The sequence below is a fragment of the Rhizobium arsenicireducens genome (assembly GCF_964021225.1).
Genome location: NZ_CAXHYK020000001.1, coordinates 2,044,475 through 2,060,713 on the forward strand (window position 1 = coordinate 2,044,475; position 16,239 = coordinate 2,060,713).

The 16,239-nt window shown below is 63.3% G+C and carries 19 protein-coding genes; 13 read left to right on the plus strand and 6 right to left on the minus strand.

Annotated features, from left to right (window positions below; translation table 11 throughout):
* Positions 1–2: 2 nt before the first annotated feature.
* Entirely contained in the window at positions 3–767 is a 765-nt protein-coding gene (locus tag ACWPVA_RS10105; protein WP_454287557.1) for an SOS response-associated peptidase, read from the minus strand.
* 153 nt (positions 768–920) lie between these two features.
* Here ACWPVA_RS10105 and ACWPVA_RS10110 point away from each other — a divergent pair, with 153 nt between their 5' ends.
* The 8 genes from ACWPVA_RS10110 (at position 921) to ACWPVA_RS10145 (ending at position 6,078) form a co-directional block, all read left to right on the plus strand.
* Positions 921–1,340 carry an NUDIX hydrolase gene (locus ACWPVA_RS10110; RefSeq protein WP_454287558.1) on the plus strand — a complete coding sequence of 140 codons (420 nt, stop codon included), beginning with the start codon at positions 921–923 and terminating at the stop codon, positions 1,338–1,340.
* A gap of 129 nt (positions 1,341–1,469) precedes the next feature.
* On the plus strand, positions 1,470–1,838 hold the full coding sequence (locus tag ACWPVA_RS10115; RefSeq protein ID WP_454289565.1) for a TIGR02301 family protein: 369 nt from the start codon (positions 1,470–1,472) through the stop codon (positions 1,836–1,838).
* A 99-nt stretch (positions 1,839–1,937) separates the two neighbouring features.
* Positions 1,938–2,195: a hypothetical protein gene (locus ACWPVA_RS10120; RefSeq protein ID WP_454289566.1), complete on the plus strand. Its 258-nt coding sequence runs from the start codon at positions 1,938–1,940 to the stop codon at positions 2,193–2,195.
* 21 nt (positions 2,196–2,216) lie between these two features.
* Positions 2,217–2,978 carry a hypothetical protein gene (locus ACWPVA_RS10125; RefSeq protein WP_454287559.1) on the plus strand — a complete coding sequence of 254 codons (762 nt, stop codon included), beginning with the start codon at positions 2,217–2,219 and terminating at the stop codon, positions 2,976–2,978.
* A 132-nt stretch (positions 2,979–3,110) separates the two neighbouring features.
* On the plus strand, positions 3,111–3,950 hold the full coding sequence (gene ygfZ, locus ACWPVA_RS10130) for a CAF17-like 4Fe-4S cluster assembly/insertion protein YgfZ (RefSeq protein ID WP_454287560.1): 840 nt from the start codon (positions 3,111–3,113) through the stop codon (positions 3,948–3,950).
* A 3-nt stretch (positions 3,951–3,953) separates the two neighbouring features.
* Positions 3,954–4,583 carry a hydrolase gene (locus ACWPVA_RS10135; protein WP_454287561.1) on the plus strand — a complete coding sequence of 210 codons (630 nt, stop codon included), beginning with the start codon at positions 3,954–3,956 and terminating at the stop codon, positions 4,581–4,583.
* The gene (locus ACWPVA_RS10140; protein WP_454287562.1) at positions 4,580–5,110 is read left to right on the plus strand and encodes a tyrosine phosphatase family protein; all 531 of its coding nucleotides are present in this window, start codon (positions 4,580–4,582) and stop codon (positions 5,108–5,110) included. Before ACWPVA_RS10135 ends, ACWPVA_RS10140 begins: the two co-directional genes overlap by 4 nt.
* Entirely contained in the window at positions 5,107–6,078 is a 972-nt protein-coding gene (locus ACWPVA_RS10145; RefSeq protein WP_454287563.1) for an NUDIX hydrolase, read from the plus strand. The genes ACWPVA_RS10140 and ACWPVA_RS10145 overlap by 4 nt, the downstream gene beginning before the upstream one ends.
* 137 nt (positions 6,079–6,215) lie before the next feature.
* Here ACWPVA_RS10145 and ACWPVA_RS10150 read toward each other — a convergent pair whose 3' ends face one another.
* The 4 genes from ACWPVA_RS10150 to nadA all read right to left on the minus strand — a co-directional run bounded on the left by ACWPVA_RS10150 (position 6,216) and on the right by nadA (position 10,466).
* Positions 6,216–6,584, minus strand: a complete 369-nt coding sequence (locus tag ACWPVA_RS10150; protein WP_454287564.1) for a hypothetical protein — start codon at positions 6,582–6,584, stop codon at positions 6,216–6,218.
* Between the two features lie 245 nt (positions 6,585–6,829).
* Positions 6,830–7,735: a carboxylating nicotinate-nucleotide diphosphorylase gene (nadC, locus tag ACWPVA_RS10155; RefSeq protein WP_454287565.1), complete on the minus strand. Its 906-nt coding sequence runs from the start codon at positions 7,733–7,735 to the stop codon at positions 6,830–6,832.
* Positions 7,736–7,757: 22 nt separating this feature from the next.
* Positions 7,758–9,350: an L-aspartate oxidase gene (locus ACWPVA_RS10160; RefSeq protein WP_454287566.1), complete on the minus strand. Its 1,593-nt coding sequence runs from the start codon at positions 9,348–9,350 to the stop codon at positions 7,758–7,760.
* Positions 9,351–9,386: 36 nt separating this feature from the next.
* Entirely contained in the window at positions 9,387–10,466 is a 1,080-nt protein-coding gene (gene nadA, locus ACWPVA_RS10165; protein WP_454287567.1) for a quinolinate synthase NadA, read from the minus strand.
* Between the two features lie 202 nt (positions 10,467–10,668).
* Between nadA and ACWPVA_RS10170 the strand changes: the two genes are divergently transcribed.
* From ACWPVA_RS10170 to ACWPVA_RS10185, 4 genes are all read left to right on the plus strand, one after another.
* Positions 10,669–11,337: an HD domain-containing protein gene (locus ACWPVA_RS10170; protein ID WP_454287568.1), complete on the plus strand. Its 669-nt coding sequence runs from the start codon at positions 10,669–10,671 to the stop codon at positions 11,335–11,337.
* A gap of 8 nt (positions 11,338–11,345) precedes the next feature.
* Entirely contained in the window at positions 11,346–12,194 is an 849-nt protein-coding gene (locus tag ACWPVA_RS10175) for an MOSC domain-containing protein (protein WP_454287569.1), read from the plus strand.
* Between the two features lie 212 nt (positions 12,195–12,406).
* Complete coding sequence (locus ACWPVA_RS10180; protein WP_454287570.1) at positions 12,407–13,627, plus strand: MFS transporter; 1,221 nt, start codon at positions 12,407–12,409, stop codon at positions 13,625–13,627.
* A 219-nt stretch (positions 13,628–13,846) separates the two neighbouring features.
* Positions 13,847–14,266 (plus strand): hypothetical protein, encoded by a 420-nt coding sequence (locus ACWPVA_RS10185; RefSeq protein WP_454289661.1) that lies wholly within the window; start codon positions 13,847–13,849, stop codon positions 14,264–14,266.
* On the opposite strand, the gene recO is transcribed toward ACWPVA_RS10185, so the two are convergent.
* Positions 14,194–14,967, minus strand: coding sequence for a DNA repair protein RecO (gene recO / locus ACWPVA_RS10190; protein ID WP_454287571.1), 774 nt, complete (start codon positions 14,965–14,967; stop codon positions 14,194–14,196). The genes ACWPVA_RS10185 and recO overlap by 73 nt on opposite strands.
* A 170-nt stretch (positions 14,968–15,137) precedes the next feature.
* Here recO and ACWPVA_RS10195 point away from each other — a divergent pair, with 170 nt between their 5' ends.
* Positions 15,138–16,238 (plus strand): AbrB family transcriptional regulator, encoded by a 1,101-nt coding sequence (locus tag ACWPVA_RS10195; RefSeq protein WP_454287572.1) that lies wholly within the window; start codon positions 15,138–15,140, stop codon positions 16,236–16,238.
* Position 16,239: the final 1 nt, after the last annotated feature.

Here is a 16,239-nt window from a genome sequence, read left to right on the forward strand (position 1 = left end):
CTCTAGAACAAGCTCATCTGGCCACCGCCGGATGACTTCTTCTCCGTCTCGGCCACCGCCAGACTTTCCCCGACCGGCGCTTGAACTTCCGGTCCGGTGTTCTTGACCTTGTTGACAAGATCCGACACGGGCACCGCCTCGAAGAAATCCTCCTCCGCGGCCGTCATCAGATCGGCGACGTGCCGGGGCTCCCCGCTCTTGCAGTCCAGCCAGCGCTCGAAATCCTCCGGTTTGATCACGACCGGCATGCGATCATGAATGCGGCCGATCGTGCGGTTGGAGCCTACGGTCAGGATTGCACCCGTGTCTACTTCCGATCCATCCGCCGACGACCAGGTTTCCATCAGACCTGCGAAGGCGATGATCTTGCCATGGCGTGGTTTGATCCAATAGGCTTGCGATTTCTCGCCGCTGTCCTTGGCCGGCCGGTGCCACTCATAGAAACCCGATGCAGGGACCAGTACGCGACGATGTCGCATGGCGGCGCGGAAAGATGCCTTGCCGATTGCCGTTTCCGAGCGCGCGTTGATCAGCAGCGGGAATTCCTTCGGGTCCTTGACCCAACCCGGCATCAGCCCCCAGCGGACGAGTACGCCTTTTCGATTCGGCATATTGCTGCCCGGCTCCTGCCGGTCGCCGGCAACGACGACCAGGATCGGCTGCGTTGGCGCGATATTGTAGCGCGGCGGAAACCCCTCAAGCTCCATAAGCCCGAGAAAATCCCGAACCTCTTCGGGAGTCGCCGTCAGTGAGAAGCGTCCGCACATGTTAAAGGCATCGCACCTGCCAAAGCACCGGTCAAGCGGGTGCAGCAAGAGTCGGAGTGCTTGCAGCTGCGTGCTAAACTGGCGATTAGTCGGAGGGTCGAATCTCCGCCAAGCCAGGTGCCCGCAGAAAAGACCCTTCAGGAGATCCGGTTCATGCAAACCCGTCCCCGCCTCGCCTCCTCCGCCATCGTCGAACGCGACGGCCGGTTCCTGCTGGTTCGCCGGCGCAATCCACCGGCCGCCGACCTTTATGCGTTTCCCGGCGGCAGGGCAGAGCCGGGCGAAACACCGGAAGAAACGGCAATTCGGGAACTCTTCGAGGAAACGGGCCTGCTCGGACGGGAACCGCAACTGATTGAAACCGTCGAACTGCTGCCCGAAGACGGAGCGCCGGAAAGCCATTTTCTGCTTTCGGTGTTCCGCGTGGTGGCCCCGCCGGAGACCATCGCAATCGCAAATGACGACGCGCTCGAGGCAGGCTGGTTCCTGCCGGAGCAAATCACCGAACTGCCGGTTCCAGAGAGCGTCCGCGCCTGCATCGAAAGGCTGGTCAGGCGCCGTGAAGCGGGATAAACAAAAGTGCGGCGCAGTGTTTGCCGAAACGTGACGGAAGCGACGACAAGGCAGGGCATGCGCGCGACAGGATCTTTTGCCAAGGCATTCTTCGCCCTCGCCGTAGTCGCGATTGGCCACATACCGGCGATGGGTCAGTCTGCCGATGTTCCCGCGGTCGCACAGGAGCCACTCTCCGAGACGATAGAAAAGCCTGCGCCCTACGACGAAAAGCTGGCTCGCCTGTCGGAAATATTGGGCGCGGTGCACTACCTGCGAAATCTCTGCAACAAGGATGGCGAACGGGAATGGCGTGACGCCATGCAGACGCTCATCGACGCGGAGACTGCAAGCGAGCCGCAGCGGCGGGCGCGAATGGTCGCCGCCTACAATCGCGGCTATCGATCATTCGCATCCGTATACACGACATGCACGGCATCCGCAGTCGCTGCGGAGAGCTTCTACCGTAACGAAGGCGCAACACTGGCTGTCGAAATCGCGGCTCGCTATGGAAATTAACGATTAATTCACCTGTTTTGGTCTCGGGCCGTGTCGTTTTGATAAAAGGCTGATAGTGTCCTTAACAGGTGAGTAAGGACTACGCTTCGGGGAATGACCATGGAACCGCGCCGCAACGAGATCGACGACATGATCGTGCATGAGAAGACGCAGGCCGCGCTGGAATACCAGAACGAAGCCTGGGCCGACGGTATCGCGGATGGCATCGAACCGGAAATCATCGCCGAAGCCGCATTTGCGCTCGCCATGCGCGAGACCATTCGCGTCCTTGGCGAGGACGGAGCCGAAGCCATCCTCGATTCGCTGCGGAGCCGAATGCTGGCCGGCGAGTTCTCGCCCGAACGGTGTGTTCAGTAGCAAAGCCCAGAGGGCAACTCGATGCATAGCAGACCGGAGCCCTTTTGGCACGATCGCTTCGTGAGCCTCATTTTTGTCGCCCTTACTGTCGGCATGATGCTCTGCGCCCTCAGGCCAGCCATGGCCCTTTCGGACATCCCGCAGCTTCCGGCTCCGCAGCAGGATCCCGCTGTAACGGAGACGCCGGAGCCAGACGAGGGACCGGACGAGATGCCTGATTCAGGACTGATCGGCATACCTGACCCCGATCCGTTGATCAGAAGACCGGCGGAAGATCTGCCCCTGGGCAATGCAGCGACCGACCCCAACGAGCCCCCGCCGGAGGTCATCTACGACCTATCCAAGGCGCCGGAGCCGGTGCGCCGCATGCGCGAACTGATGATCGAGGCGGCCGCGTCAGGCGACATCGAACGCCTGCGCATGCTGATGAATCCCGGCCCGAATCAGACCAAGATCCTTCTAGAGACAAGCGATGTCGATCCGGTCGCCGCACTCAAGGAACTGTCAGGTGACGAGGAAGGCATCGAGATCCTTGCCATCCTGATCGACATCCTGTCGACCGGCTTCGTGCGGATCGATGCCGGGACACCGGACGAGGCTTATGTCTGGCCTTATTTCGCCGAAAAGCCGCTGGCGCTCCTAACACCGCCGGAAAAGGTGGAGCTTTTGCGGATCGTCACCGCCGGTGATGTGGCCGAGATGCAGGAACTGGGCAATTACAATTTCTTCCGCCTCGGTATATCGCCGGATGGACAGTGGAAATTCTTCACCGCCGGCGACTGAGGCTCTCCCGCACCACCTGCCGCTGCCTGCGCCTCCACCGTGGATGATTTTTCTTCGCCGGTTCGGAATCGATTCCCTTTTGCAATCCGATGTTCTAACTCTCGGGCATCGACCAACCGGAAGGGAACGACGATGCCTGTAGCCTCCTTGCCGGACCGCGCCCTGATCAAGGTGTCCGGTGCCGATGCCGAGCACTTCCTGCACAACCTGGTGACAACCGACATCGTCGCCCTGCCGCAGGGCGAGGCATGGCCCGGAGCCTTGTTGACGCCGCAGGGCAAGATTCTCTTCGACTTTCTCGTCTGGCACGACGGCGACGGCTTCGTGCTGGACACGACGCTCGACCAGCGTGACGCACTGGTCAAACGGCTGTCCATGTACAAGCTCCGCGCCGCAGTCGAGATTGCCGCCCACAACCGGACTGGAGTGACGGTTGCCTGGGGAGAGGAAGAGGGCGAGGCAGGCCTCGTCGATCACCGGTTCGCGGTCGCCGGTGTCCGTGTCTTGCGCAGGCCAAGTGGCACCGAAGTCTCCGACACCCTCGGCTACGACGCGCTCCGGGTGCTCTCCGGCATTGCCGAGTCCGGCTCCGACTTTGCCCTTCAGGACGCCTTTCCCCACGATGTCCTGTACGATCTCCTGGGTGGGATTTCCTTCAAGAAGGGCTGCTATGTCGGGCAGGAAGTTGTCTCCCGCATGCAGCATCGCGGCACGGCGCGGCGGCGGGTCGTCGTCGTCACCGCAGAGAACGCCCTGCCCTCCCCGGGAACCCCGATCACCGCTGATGCAAAGCCGATCGGCACGCTCGGAACTGTTGCTGGCAATCGCGGACTGGCGATCGTGCGTATCGATCGTGCAGGCGAAGCAATCGCGACCGGCAACCTGATTTTCACTGGAGACACCGGGGTGAGCCTTGCGCTTCCCGGCTGGTCCGGCCTCGCCTTCCCCAGCGGTGGCGCGGAGGAGGGCTGAGAAATGGCAGAGGCCGCCGCACTCTCGGGCCGCGCCTGGCAGCGCATGCTGTCCGGCCGCCGGCTCGACCTGATCGACCCCTCGCCGCTCGACGTCGAGATTTCCGACATCGCCCACGGCCTGGCCCGTGTCGCGCGCTGGAACGGCCAGACCTCGGGCGACCACGCGTTTTCGGTCGCCCAGCACAGCCTGATCGTCGAGGACATATTTCGCCGCCTCAATCCGAAGGCGACCGCAGACGATATGCAGATGGCGCTGCTGCACGACGGCCCCGAATATGTGATCGGCGACATGATCTCGCCGTTCAAAGCGGTGGTCGGCGGTGGATATAAGCTGGTGGAAAGGCGCCTGGAGGCGGCGATCCACCTGCGCTTCGGCTTGCCGGCACATCCGACCCGCGCGCTCAAGGACCAGATCAAGAGAGCTGACACCATTTCCGCCTATTTCGAAGCGACCGAACTCGCCGGCTTCGCCGAGCCGGAGGCTCGCAAGTTCTTCGGTCAGCCACGCGGCATATCCCGCGATACGCTGCTGATCGCGCCGTTGCCGGCCTATCAGGCGCAGGCCATGTTCCTTGAGCGCTTCGAGGCCATCGAGTCTGCCCGCGCGGTCCGCTCCAAGGTGACGTCATGAGCCTGATCGTCGTCTCACCGCTTTCGCGCATCGCCGAAATCGCCGTCCGCCACAAGGCGCGTGAGATGATCACCCTCATGGCCGAGAAGCAGGATTTTCACCGCCCGGCAGTGATCTCGGCGGACCGGCACCTGAAACTCGGCGTCAACGACATAACCTTTGCCGGCACCGGCGACCTGATCGCGCCGCAGGAGCGGCATGTACAACAAGTCATCGACTTTGCCCGCACTTGGGATCAGAGAGCGCCGCTCCTCATCCATTGCTGGATGGGCGTTTCGCGTTCGCCGGCAGCGGCCCTGATCGCCAGCCTCGCCGTCGCTCCGGAAGATGACGACGAGGCGCTGGCGCTGCGGCTGCGGGCTGCATCGCCCTTTGCCACCCCCAATTCCCGACTGGTGGAAATCGGCGACAGTCTGCTTGGTCGCGGCGGACGGCTGAAGGCCGCGGTCAAGGCGATCGGCCGGGGTGCCGATGCCGACGGCAATGCGCCCTTCGTACTGCCGCTGCCAGGAATGGTGGCTCCATGACGGACCGGACCACGTCGGTCGAGATCGGCCTCAATGCGGCGATCGTCGCGGTCACCGGCGGGAACCCGCGCATTTTGGTTGTCGGAGACCCGACCAGCCGGCTCGAGGGCCTGCCTTTCGGCCCGTTCGACCCCGTCCGCCACCGGACGATGGAAATGTCGCTGCGCACCACGGTCACGGCGCAGACCGCACTGCACATGGGTTATATCGAACAGCTTTACACTTTCGGCGACCGCGGCCGTCACAAGATGGCCGGCGATGTCGGTCCACATGTCGTGTCGGTCGGCTATCTGGCACTGACCCGCATGGACCCGGCGCGCGAGGCCGGTCTCGATGCCGCCGGCGTCCACTGGCGCGACTGGTACAGCTATCTGCCGTGGGAAGACTGGCGCCACGGGCGCCCGACGGTGATCGACCGGGTAATCCTGCCAGCGCTGGTGCAATGGACGGAAGAGGATCTCGCCGATGACAAGGCGGAGATGCGGCCGTCGCGCCGCTCGCGCCTGAAACTGGCCTTCGGTCTCGACGATTTCCCCTTTGACGAGGAACGTGTTCTGGAACGCTACGAACTGCTTTACGAGGCGGGACTGGTGGACGAAGCGGTACTGGACGGCCGGCTCGCGGTCCGGCGCGTGTCGGCGCCGCTCGGCATCGCCATGCTGTTCGATCACCGGCGAATCGCGGCGACTGCGCTCGCGCGGCTACGCGGCAAGATCAAATATCGCCCGGTCGTCTTCGAACTGATGGCGCCCGAGTTTACGCTCACCGAACTGCAGGCGACTGTCGAGGCGATCTCCGGCCGCCACCTGCACAAGCAGAATTTCCGCAGGCTGGTCGAGGGCGCTGAACTGGTCGAGCCGACCGGCGGAACGCTCGCGACCGGAGGTCGGCCCGCCGCCCTTTTCCGTTTCCGTCGACAGATCCTCGAGGAAAGGCCAGCGCCCGGGCTCAAATTGGGCGGACGCTGAGCCGACGGCAGCACTCGGCTCCAATACAGAAGCGTATGCTTGAACCTGCGGCGAACTGGCCGAGAGCCCCGTGGTGCTGGCACGGCGGTAAAACTGGCTGCCGTAGCTGTCAGATCGAAAGCTCGGCGCCCGACGTCTCAACCAGGCTCGCCTTCAGAGCCGCTCGTGTGAGCTGAATAGGCGGCGATGACCTGCTTCATTTCTTCCAACACATCGAACAGGCTGACGGTGTCGTCGTCTTCGGCAAATCGGCCATCAGTGCCAACGGCCCCATTCTCGGCGGCGGTGAGCATCATGTTAACGATGCCACCCGCAACCTGCGAGGATAGGCCGCTCGCGGCATTCTCGTTCTTCACCGTCGGGTCTTGACTGCGCGGCGTGCCGGAAGCCTTTTCCTCGACGGCCAATTCATCGCCACTGACCGCGCCGTCACCATTGATATCGAGCCTGGAAAGCGAAGTCGAATATAGAGAATTGCCGCTGAGCGACGAAGATATATTGGTCATACAAACCCCCGAAAACATCGGCCAAAATGCCTTGATCCGCAGTACGCAATACAAATCCGGCGGGACGACTCCCGGCTACGGGATTCTCGGAATTCGGTCAAAAGCCAATATTTATCTACGATAAGTAGTTTGCGACCTTTCTAACATACTCCAATGGATTGAACTCATGGAGCTTCCTGCGGTCGCTGTGACGAAGAACACTGCAACCCAAACGCTCAAGACCGAGACCAATTAACTGACTTCTGTCAGCCGATATCCACATCGAGGCCGATATCGAGGGTCGGGGCGGCCATGGTGACCTTCGAAGTCGAGATGTAGTCCACACCCGATTCGGCAATCGCGCGAATCGTCTGGATGTTCACGTTGCCGGATGCTTCCAGCATCACGCGGCCGATGGCGGACGGATAGTCCGCGCTTGAAATCCCGTGATGCAGCCGGTTGATCTCCACCGCTTCGCGCAGGGTGTCCGGCCCCATGTTGTCGAGCAGGATGGCGTCCGGCCGCGCGCCGAGCGCCTCGCGCATCTGGCCGAGATTGTCGACCTCCACCTCGATCTTCACCAGATGCCCGGCATAGGCGCGGGCAGCCTCGATCGCGGCGGCGACGCTGCCGGCAACGGCGATATGGTTGTCCTTGATCAGAATGGCATCGTCCAGGCCGAAGCGGTGGTTCGAGCCGCCGCCGAGCCGGACGGCGTATTTTTCCACCGCCCGCAGGCCTGGCAGGGTCTTGCGCGTGCAGATGACGCGGGCGCGGGTGTGGGCGATCTCGGCGGCGAAGCGCGCCGTATAGGTCGCGACGCCCGAAAGGTGCATCAGGAAGTTCAGCGCGACCCGTTCGGCCGAAAGGATGGAGCGCGCCGGGCCTTCAACGCGGATGAGCTCATCGCCGGCCTTGACCCGATCGCCGTCGGCGGTCTTTGCCTCGAACACGACGGAAGGATCGACCAGCCGGAAGGCGGCGCGCGCCAGTTCGATGCCGGCGATGACGCCGTCCTCGCGGCTGTTGAGCGCGGCCCGCGCCGTCCTTTCCGGCCCGATCGTCGCATAGGTGGTGATGTCGCCGGCGCGGCCGAGATCCTCGATGAGTGCCGACCGCACCTGGTCCTCGACCATCAGGGGAAGCAATACGGGGCGAAGGGGCTCGGTCATCGGGTATTACCTCTGTCTTGGATCAGCCGACGATCTCGGCGGCGATGCGGTCGGCATCCTTGAGCGTCATGAAGCTGCGGTGGCGGAAGGCCTCCACAGCGTCCGGGAAATCGGAACGGTAGTGCCCCCCACGGCTCTCCTCGCGCTTAAGCGCCGCGGTGGCGATGAGCTTGGCGGCGGTCGCCATATTGGAGAAGCGGACGCGCTTGTTGATGCCTTCCAGCCGGACGATCTGGCGGATCAAATCCTTCAGGCCATCGGCATCGCGAATGACGCCGGCGTGGGCCGACATTGCGCTGCGCAGCGTCTTCAGTTCGCGGCTGTCTTCCAGCGTCACCAGTTCGTCGTTCTCGCCGGCATCCTTCGGCCATTCGTAGAGCGAGGATTCGGGCAGCATGCCCTTGATGTTCTCGGCGATCCGGGCGGCGAAGACGACCGCTTCGAGCAGCGAGTTGGAGGCGAGCCGGTTGGCGCCATGCACTCCGGTTGAGGTCACTTCGCCCGCGGCCCAGAGGCCGTCCACGGTGGTCTTTCCGTCGGCATCCACCAACACCCCGCCCATGTGATAGTGCACGGCCGGCACGACCGGGATCGGCTGGGTGACCGGGTCGATCCCCGCCGCCATGCACGAGGCGTAGACGGTCGGGAAGAGATCGGCGAAATGCGCGCCGACCGCCTTGGTGCAATCGAGAAAGGCGCCGCGACCGGCCTTGACCTCGGCAAAAACGCCGCGCGCCACGATATCGCGCGGGGCGAGCTCGGCATCGGCATGCAGGTCCGTCATGAAACGATGCCCGGCACGGTTGATCAGGATTGCGCCGTCGCCGCGCAGCGCCTCGGTCGCCAGTGGCGCCGGGTCGTGGCCGATGTCGATGGCGGTCGGGTGGTACTGGACGAATTCCGGATCGGCGATCATGGCGCCCGCCTTGGCGGCCATGCCGAGCCCGGCGCCGCGCGCCTCCGCGGGATTGGTGGTCACCTGATAGAGATGGCCGACGCCACCCGAGCACATAACCACCGCACGTGCCGGAAAGGCGACGCGGGTCTTCGACTGGCCGGCATCAGGACGGGCAATGACGCCCGAGACGAAGCGCCCCTCTGCCACCAGTTCCTCGACGACGTAGCCTTCCATGACGCGGATCGACGGCGTCTTGCGCACCGCGGCGATCAGCGCTTCCATGATGGCGCGGCCGGCCTGGTCGCCCTTGACGCGGACGATGCGGCGCTCGGAATGGGCGGCCTCGCGCGATAGCAGCAATTGACCCTCGAGATCGCGGTCGAACGGCACACCATAGGCGAGCAGGTCGCGGATGCGGTCCGGGCCTTCCGAGATCATCAGCCGGGCGATCCGTTCGTCGACAATGCCGGCGCCGGCCACCAGCGTATCGGCAAGGTGCTTGTCGAAGGTGTCGCCGGGGCTCATGGCCGCAGCAATCCCCCCTTGCGCCCAGGCGGAAGACGCGCCCTGCCCGATAGGCGCGGCCGCGAGAATCGTCACCGGACGCGGCGCGAGCTTCAGCGCGCAGAACAGGCCGGCCAGCCCGCCGCCGATGATGACGATATCGTCGACACCCTGCCAGGATAGCGGACGCATGGATTCCAGTTTCGTTGACATTCAGGCAATCTCCGCCGCCGGCCGAAACCGGGCCCGTCAGTTCTTCAGATTGATCATCCGCTCCACCGCAAGGCGGGCACGATCGGCGATCGCCGGATCGACGGTCACCTCTTCCGTCATGAACAACAGGCTGTCGAGGATCTTCGGCAGGGTGATGCGCTTCATGTGCGGACACAGATTGCACGGCTTGACGAAGTCGACGTCGGGCACTTCTGCCTGGATGTTAGAGGCCATGGAACACTCGGTCACTAGCAGCACACGGCCCGGCCGCTTGGTCTTGACATAGTTTATCATGCCCGAGGTGGAGCCGGCATAGTCGGAAACCGCAAGCACGCTTGGATGGCACTCCGGATGGGCGACGATCTCGATCGATGGATCCGCCGCCTTGTATTCCATGAGCTCTTCCGCGGTGAAGCGCTCGTGCACCTCGCAATGGCCCTGCCAGGTCAGGATCTTCTTGCTTGTCTGATTGGCCACGTTCATCGCCAGATATTCGTCCGGAATGCAGAGCACGGTATCGGATTCGAAGCTGTCGACAACGGCAACCGCATTCGAAGAGGTGCAGCAGATGTCGGTCTCGGCCTTCACGTCGGCCGAGGTGTTGACATAGGTGACCACCGGCACGCCCGGATAACGCGCTTTGAGCGCGCGGACATCAGCGCCGGTGATGGATTCCGACAGCGAGCAGCCGGCACGGCCGTCGGGGATCAACACGGTCTTTTGCGGATTGAGCAGCTTCGAGGTCTCGGCCATAAAGTGCACGCCACACTGGACGATGATCTCGGCATCGACGCGCGTGGCGTCGCGAGCAAGCTGCAGGCTGTCGCCCTTGATATCAGCGACGCAATGGAAGATTTCAGGCGTCTGGTAATTGTGCGCGAGAATGACCGCGCCGCGTTCCTTCTTGATGCGGTTGATCGCATGGATGTAGGGCGCAAAGACGGGCCACTCGATCGCTGGAATGAACGCCTTCACCTTTTCATAGAGGTGCTCGGTTTCTTTGGCGACAGCCGGCGTGAAGGAGAGATCGGGGCGCTCGATGACGCCGAAACGCTCCGCTGCCGTCGGGGCCACGCGCGCCGGCGCAAGATTTTCGCTTTCCGTGAGATGTGCCATGCCGAACCCCTCGCGATTGGGCACCACTTATGCTCATTTTGAGCAAAAATGGGATTAAAGAAAACCGGCGGCTGCCGGCGACGTTGATTTAGAAAGTTTTGTGACGGATTGCAAGGGCAATTGCCTTGGCAGCGAAAGGCGCGGAAGCTCCGCTCACGACCGGCATTGACCTGGGGGCAAGCTGCCGCCAAGAATGCGCGCCATGAATGACCGCCCCTCATCCGCCGCCCTCGTTCCCGCAAATTTCGCACCGCAGGCTGAGCTTGCCGAAGCACTGCTGCCGCATGCGATATCCGGCGACGACGGCTCACACGATCTCGCCCATATCCACCGCGTTTTCCGCAATGCCATGCGGATCGCCGAGCAGGAAGGCGGCGATCGTCGCATTCTTGCGGCTGCGGTGCTTTTGCATGACTGCGTGGCGGTGGAGAAGAGCTCGCCGCTTCGATCGCAGGCTTCACGGCTTGCGGCGGACAAGGCGACCGGCCTGCTCACCGCCCTCCAATGGGAGGCACCTTACATCACCGCCGTGGCCCATGCCATCACCGCGCACAGTTTCTCCGCCAACATCGCGCCGGAAACGCTGGAGGCGAAGATCCTGCAGGACGCAGACCGGCTCGACGCGATCGGCATGATCGGGGCGGCGCGCTGTTTCTACACCGCCGGCCGGATGGGCTCGGCGCTGTACGACCCCGTCGATCCGCTGGCAGAGCATCGAGAGCTTGACGACCGAGCCTTCGCGATCGACCATTTCGCCGCAAAGCTGTTCAAGCTCTCCGAGAATTTCCAGACCGCTGCGGGCGCCGCGATTGCCCAAGCGCGCCACGAACGGCTGCAGGCCGTCCTCACCCAATTCATCGACGAGATCTGAGGCTAAAAATGCACGTCAGCGAACTTCACATCTATCCCTTCAAGAGCGGGCGCGGGATCGGCCTGCCCGTCGCGCGCATCGACGCGCACGGCCTTTCCGGTGACCGGCGGATGATGCTGACCGACCCGTCCGGTCATTTCATCACCCAGCGGGAACTGCCGGCGCTCGCGACGCTGACCGCCCTTCCCCAGTCGACCCACCTCCACCTGTCGCTTGCCGACGGCCGCGAGATGATGGTTGCCCCGCCGCATCCCGAGCGTCGCATGGGCGTGGCGATCTGGAAATCGATCGTCGACGTCGCGGTCGCGGAGGACAGCGTCAACGAGCGTCTCTCCGGATGGTTTGGCCGCCCGGTAAAGCTCGTCTTCTTCGACGGCGAGGCCGAGCGTACGGCCAGCAGCGAGTGGGCTGGCCCCGACACGCCGGTCACCTTTACCGACGGCTACCAGGTCTTGGTCACCACCACGGGATCCCTTGCCGCACTCAATGCCGACATGGCGGAGAACGGCGAAGGCAACGTCGGCATGGAGCGCTTCCGCCCGAACATCGTCGTCGACTGCGACGAACCCTGGCCCGAAGACGGCTGGGCGGCGATCGAGATCGGCGGCATCCGCTTCGATCTGGTCAAGCCTTGCGCCCGCTGCATCATGACAACGCAGGACCAGCAGACAGGGTCGCGCGACGGGGCCAATCCGATGCCGGCCATGGGGCGCATCCGCATGTCGGCCGACCGCCGCGTACCCGGCCCGCTCTTCGGCTGGAATGCCGTGCCGCGCGGCGAAGGCAAGGTTTCGCTCGGCGATCCTGTTCGCGTGGTCGAGCAGAGGCCCGGTAGATGGGCGATCAAGACGCGATAGGGATGGCTTACCCCACAAAAGTGGCAGGCCTTGTGCCGCTTGAATCCGCTCCAGTTACCGTGCGGTCAATACGGAAGAGCCCTCGGCGCCGTTCAGATTTCCTCGACCTGAGTCTGATTTCAATCAATTTCGCTGATTGAAACTTCACCAGAATGCGCTTGGCGCCGACAGGTCCCGGCTCTAACGTCCAGCCGCGAAAAGGAGACAATTCGATGGTCACGACTGCCCGCACCCCCCTGCCCTGGCTGATCATCGTCAGCGGGTCGCTGATCGCACTGCTGACCTTCGGGCCACGCTCCGCCATGGGCTTTTTCCAGTTGCCCATGCTCGCTGACACAGGGTGGGACCGTTCCACCTTCGCGCTCGCCATGGCCCTGCAGAACCTGTGCTGGGGCCTTGGGCAGCCCTTCTTCGGTGCGCTGGCCGACAAATATGGAACGGCCCGCATCCTGACCCTTTCGGGCATTCTCTATGCAGGCGGCCTGCTTTTGATGGCGAACGCCGGGTCTCCCATATGGCTGCACATCGGCGGCGGCGTGTTGATTGGACTTGCGATCGCAGCGGGTTCGTTTGGCGTCGTGCTTTCAGCCTTCGCCCGCAACGTGTCGCCGGAGCAGCGCTCTCTTGCCTTTGGCATCGGCACGGCGGCCGGTTCAGCCGGCATGTTCCTCTTCGCGCCGCTGAGCCAGGCCCTGATTTCCTCCTTCGGCTGGTCGGACAGCCTTGTCTACATGGGCGCGCTGATGCTCATCGTGCCCCTGCTCGCCTATCCGCTTCGGGGTAATGCCAATTCCGGAAGCCAGTCGCAGAGCCAGTTCAAGCAATCGGTCGGCGAGGCGCTGAAGGAAGCCTTCGGCCACAAGAGCTACCTGCTCCTCACCAGCGGATTCTTCGTCTGCGGATTCCAGGTCGCCTTCATCACGGCACACTTCCCCGCCTATCTCGGCGATATTGGCATCGACGCGCGCTATGCGGTGATCGCGATGGCGCTGATCGGCTTCTTCAACATCATCGGATCGCTCGCCTCGGGCGTGATCGGTCAACGCTATTCCAAGCCCTACTTCCTGGCACTGATCTATCTCGCCCGCTCGGCGGCGGTGACACTCTTCCTGCTTCTGCCGCAGTCTCCGACTTCGGTGATCCTGTTCGCCATCGTCATGGGCCTGCTCTGGCTGTCGACCGTGCCGCCGACCAATGCGCTCGTCGCCATCATGTTCGGCACGCGTCATCTCGGCCTGCTCGGCGGACTGGTCTTCCTGTCTCATCAGATCGGCTCCTTCCTCGGCGTGTGGATGGGCGGCTATCTTTACGACCGTCTCGGCTCCTACGACAGCGTCTGGTGGTTCGGCGTGGCCCTCGGCATCTTCGCCGCGATCGTCCATTGGCCAATCCGCGAAAAGCCCGTGGAGCGGACGATTCCGGTTGTGGCGTAGCTGTCGAATTCGGCAGCATTTTTTAACGATTAGGGCAATGCGGATTATTTTTGCCGCATTGCACACATATTAAAACCGTCACAGAAAATTATTTTGTTTTTCACGCAAGGCCGGTTGACGCAGCAGACTTGCACACCTACCTTGATGCAGTCGGTTCGAACCGGAAGAAACCGGGCCTCCCAAGTGAGGCCCTTGCCAATAAGGAGGTCAGCGAAATGCGTGTTGTTTTCCATCATGCCGCCCGCCCTTGGCAAAAATCCCCGCTCGGTGTGGCGACATGCGCTCGCTGCCGTTGCTTCTGTCGAATGTGACGCTGCGAACGCACTGAACTCTACTAACGACGCAATATTTTATTGCCTGCGCAGACGCGCAGGCGGGGAAACCGTTATGGAAAAGCAAGTCATCGAATATGCCGGTGTTCCGGTCGGGATCACCATTCAAGATGGCGACCGGCTGAAGTTCATCGCCGTCAAGTATCCCGTCATTGCTCTGGACGGAGGCTCCTACCAGAGCGTGAGTGAATTGCAGAGCGCTATTCACCGTCACATCCAGGAAACGGCCGCCGATCAGGAGATGTTCCGGGTCGCAGCCAATGGCGCAACCGCATCCGCCGCCGCCAAGGTTTTCAGCGCCGCCTGACAGAAGCCCTCACGCGCCGCGCCGGCCTCCAGCCCGCGCGGCTCGTAGACATGGCGGTTGAGAAAAAAGCCCGTCAGTCGAAAAGCAGCTGCAAGGCTATCGCTGTCCGCCGCCTTCGATACGCCAGGATTGAGAAAGTTCGGCAGCGCAAGCATTCTGTCCGCCCAAGGCAATCCGGCCTCACGGCAGACGGCCCTCCCCGTCTTGGGCGAGACGAAGGCCAAATCGTCGCGCTGGCCCGTGGCGGCGCACTGGTCGAGGTCAAGGCCGTAGCCGAGATCGTTCAGCACGGCGAGTTCGAAACGAATGAACAGTTCGCCCGCCGTCGCCGGCTCGTCGAGATGATCGAGGATGACGTCGAGCGCGTCGAACAGATGCGGATGCGGATCACGCTCCGGGAGGAGGCGCAGCAGCGCCGCCAACGCCTGCACGCCATAGACGGCAGTGGCGCTCTCCATCAGCCGCGCGGCGCGGAGCTTGACGGGTTCGACACGAAACTCCCCCAGATGCTCGTCGAGGCGTGCCCGCCAGGTCACTTCGACGCGATTCCCCGGCTGCAGCACGGGCTGCATGGTGCGCGAACGCCCGCCCCTGACCATGCCCAGATGGCGGCCGCGCGCGCGCGTGATCACCTCGGCGATGACGCTCGTCTCGCCATGGCGCCGTGCGCCGAGGAATATCGCTTCATCCGTCCATTGCATGCCTCTCTTCTAGCCTATTTGCAGCGGGGCGGACAGACCGGAAGGGCCCCGCAGGTGCACGCTGCAACCTGCCCGACATGATATTCGCCAAGTTTTCGCCTGCCCTCGGGCGAATCGGTATAGTCGGAACAGGCAACCGTCCCGCGACCGCCCAGCCTCAGGCCCCCGCAATGCAGCCATCGTCTTCCGGCTTTTCAGATCATACGCCCGATCCGGGCCTGTTGCCCCAGCTTCCGGTTCCGCTGCGCTGGCTTTTGCTGCTGGCGCTCTCGCTGCTTCTCTCCGCCTTGCTGCAACTCGTCCACCTGCCGGGATCCCTGCTACTCGGGCCGATGGTCGCGGCGATCGTCGTTGCCACCAACGGCGCGCGGCTGTCGGTTCACCGTATGCCCTATATCGGCGCCCATTCGCTTCTCGGCTGCGTGATCGCCCGTTCGCTCGATGTCGGCATCTTGCAGACATTTGCCGCCGACTGGCCGATCTTCCTGGCGATCGTGCTGGCGGTCATCGGCGCCAGCAGCCTGATGGGCTATCTCATGGCGCGGAGCGGCAGCCTGCCGGGCACGACGGCGGTCTGGGGGACATCGGCAGGAGCCGCCTCCGCCATGATGCTGATGGCAGAGGCCCATGGCGGTGACGTCCGCCTCGTTGCCTTCATGCAGTATCTGCGCGTGGTCTGCGTTGCCTCCGCCGCCTCGCTGGTCGCGGCCCTGTTCTTCCAGGTGCGCGGCGGCCCCGTCCATGAGATCGTGTGGTTTCCACCCGTCGACTGGATCGAACTGGCAAAGACGCTGGCGGTGTCCTTTGCGGCCAGCGCGGTGGGCGCACGGCTGAAGATCCCGGCCGGGACCATGCTGCTGCCGTTGATCGCCACGGCGGCGCTGCATGCGGCCGGCTGGATCACGATCGACCTACCGCCCTGGCTGCTGGCGATCGGCTATGCCACGCTTGGCTGGAAGATCGGGCTCAGCTTCACCCGCCGCATCCTGCGCCATGCCGCCCATGCGCTGCCGCAAATTCTTGCCTCGATCGTCGTGTTGATCGCCTTCTGCGCCGGGCTCGCGGCACTCTTGACCTACCAGTTCGGCATCGATCCATTGACTGCCTATCTGGCCACCAGCCCTGGCGGACTGGATTCGGTTGCCATCATCGCCGCCTCGACACCGGTCGACCTGTCCTTCGTCATGGCGCTGCAGACGGTGCGACTGTTCCTGGTGCTGTTGCTCGGTGGACCGATCTCGAAATTCGTCGCCCGCCGCATCGAAGGCTAAC